Genomic DNA, 3,075 nt, shown 5'->3' on the forward strand with positions numbered 1-3,075 from the left:
CGGGTCGAGATGGCGGCCGAATGAATGGCCGGCATGACCAGCACATTGGCGTGGCCCGACAGGCGCATGAAGGGGTAGGCGGCCCGCGCCTCGGGATCCAGGGCCAGTTCGGGCGGCATCTCGCCCTCGTATTCGAAATCGACGCCGCGCGCGTCGAGGATGCGGATGGCTTCGCGCACCTTTTCGCCCCGGTCGCCCGGAGGATTGCCGAAGGTGGAATAGCTGAGGAAGGCCACGCGCGGGGTCTTGCCCAGCCGCTTGACCGTTTCGGCGGCCTGGATGGCGATCTCGGCGAGTTCCTCGGCGTTGGGCAGTTCGTGGATGGAGGTGTCGGCGACGAACAGGGTGCGGCCCCGGGCCAAGAGGATCGAAACCCCGATCATGCGGTCCCGGACGTCCAGCACCCGCCGGACCTCCTTCAGCACCATGTTGAAATTGCGGGTCACGCCGGTGACCACCGCGTCGGCGTCGCCGCGCGCCACCATGGCGGCGGCGAAATAGTTGCGGTCCTGGTTGATCATCCGCTGCACGTCGCGGCGCAGATAGCCCCGGCGCTGGAGTTTTCCATACAGGAAGTCGGTGTATTCGACGTTCTTGTGCGACACCCGGGCGTTGACGATGTCGATGCCCATCTCGTCGAACACCAGCCCGGCCTCGGCGGCGTTCTTGCGGATCAGCTCCTCGCGGCCGAGCAGGATCGGCGTGCCCAGCTCGGCCTGTTTGAAGCCCCAGGCGGCGCGGATGACGGCGGTCTCCTCGCCCTCGGCGAAGACCACCCGCTTGTTCGGGGCGGCGCGCACGGCGCCGGAGATGTTCTGCATCAGGGCGGCGGACGGGTCGAGCCGCGAGCGCAGCCGGGTCCGGTAGGCGTCCATGTCCTCGATCAGCCTGCGCGCCACCCCGGTGTCCATGGCCGCCTGGGCCACGAACGGCGGGATGTACCAGATCAGCCGCGGATCAAAGGGGGTCGGGATGATGTAGTCGCGGCCGAATTTGAGCTTGCGGCCGCGATAGGCGGCGGCGACCTCGTCGGGGACGTCCTCGCGGGCCAGGGCGGCGAGGGCCTGGGCGCAGGCCACCTTCATCTCGTGGTTGACGCGGCGGGCGCGCACGTCGAGGGCGCCGCGGAAGATGTAGGGGAAGCCCAGCACATTGTTGACCTGGTTGACGTAGTCCGAGCGGCCGGTGGCCATGATGGCGTCGGAGCGCACCGAGGCCACGTCCTCGGGGGTGATCTCCGGGTCCGGATTGGCCATGGCGAAGATGATCGGATTGGGCGCCATGGAGGCGACCATCTCCCTGGTGATCGCGCCCTTGGCGGACAGGCCGAGCACCACGTCGGCGCCGACCATGGCCTCGGCCAAGGTGCGGTGCGGTGTGTCGGTGGCGTGGGCCGCCTTCCACTGGTCGACATTGGCGCGGCCCCTGTAGACCACCCCCTCGCGGTCGACGATGACGGTGTTCTCGGCCCTGACCCCGGCGGCCTTCATCAGCGCGATCGAGGACAGGCCGGCGGCGCCAGCGCCGGCCAGCACCACCTTGAGGTCCTCGAGGCGCTTGCCGGCCAGGTGGGCGGCGTTGATCAGGCCCGCGGTCGAGATGATGGCGGTGCCGTGCTGGTCGTCGTGGAAGACGGGGATGTCCAGCAGGTCCTGCAGCTGGGCCTCGATTTCGAAACATTCCGGGGACTTGATGTCCTCCAGATTGATGCCGCCCCAGGTGTCACCGATGTTCTTGACCACGGTGACGAACTCGTCCGGGTCGGTGGTCTTGACCTCGACGTCGAAACTGTCGACGTCGGCGAAGCGTTTGAACAGGACGGCCTTGCCCTCCATCACCGGCTTGGAGGCCATGTGGCCGAGGTTGCCGAGGCCGAGGATGGCCGTGCCGTTGGAGATGACGGCGACCAGATTGCCCTTGGCGGTGTAGTCGTAGGCCTTGTCGACGTCTTCGGCGATGGCCAGCACCGGCACGGCCACGCCCGGCGAATAGGCCAGCGACAGGTCGCGCTGGGTCGCCATCGGCTTGGTCGGGGCCATGGAGATCTTGCCCGGCTGGGGACTGCGGTGGAACTCCAGCGCGTCCTCGTCGGAGAAGGTCTGCTTGTCGGTCAGGTCGGGCATGTCGGCGAGGGTTTCCGCAGGGTCGGGTCGGGAGGACTGTTCCTAGGCCGTGGGAGGCGGGGGGACAACCGGCGAGGGGGGAGACGGGAGGGCGCGGGGCGGCCGGGCCCCGCCCGGTGCATGGTTAGGGCGCCAGCGTTCCCGCGCCCTCGACCTCGACCGGTCCGGTCATGAAGACGTGGCCCGTGGCCTCGTCCCACTCGATCTCCAGCTCGCCGCCGTCGGCCTCGATGACGGCGCGGCGGCCGGTCAGGCCGCGGCGGGCGGCGGCCACCAGGGCCGCGCAGGCGCCGGTGCCGCAGGCCCTGGTCAGGCCGGCCCCGCGCTCCCAGACCCGCAGCCGGATGCGGTCGGGGGCCAGCACATGGGCGAAGCCGACGTTGACGCCCTCGGGAAACAGGGGGTGGTGCTCGACCAGGGAGCCGGAGCCGCGCACGAAGGCGTCGTCCTGGCGGTCGGTGAAGAAGACCACGTGCGGATTGCCCATCGAGACCGCGCCGGGAGTGTGCAGCACGGGCGCGTCGATGGGGCCGACCTGAAGTTCAATTCCCCGCGTGTCCATCGCCTCGGCCAGCGGCACCCGGGTCCAGTCGAGGCCCGGCGCGCCCATGTCGACCTTGACGCGGTGGTCGCCGGCCCGCGTCGCCGTCGCCGGTCCGCCGAGGGTGTCGATGACCACGGAGTCCCTGCCGGTCGATTCCATCAGCAGCCAGCCGACGCAGCGCAGGGCGTTGCCGCAGGTCTCGACCTGGCCGCCGTCGGCGTTCCACACCCGCATGAAGGCGTCGGCCCGGGGCGCGCCGGGCGCCGCGGGCTCGATGGCGATCAGCTGGTCGCAGCCGGGGCCGGTCCCGCGCCCGGCGATGGCGCGCACCTGGCCGGCGTCCGGCGTGAACGGCGTCTCCAGCGCATTGACGACGACGAAGTCGTTGCCGGCGCCGTTCATGCGGAC

At 70.1% G+C, this 3,075-nt stretch carries 2 protein-coding genes; both read right to left on the minus strand.

The features are described 5' to 3' along the window. The coding region (locus Q0588_RS01170) for an NADP-dependent malic enzyme (RefSeq protein WP_298743005.1) at positions 1-2,123 on the minus strand (2,123 nt) is incomplete at its 3' end. Positions 2,124-2,247: 124 nt separating this feature from the next. After that, a partial coding sequence (dapF, locus tag Q0588_RS01175; protein WP_298743006.1) for a diaminopimelate epimerase occupies positions 2,248-3,075 on the minus strand: 828 nt, incomplete at its 5' end.

This window comes from uncultured Brevundimonas sp., assembly GCF_937870815.1.
In the GTDB taxonomy this organism is placed as follows: domain Bacteria; phylum Pseudomonadota; class Alphaproteobacteria; order Caulobacterales; family Caulobacteraceae; genus Brevundimonas.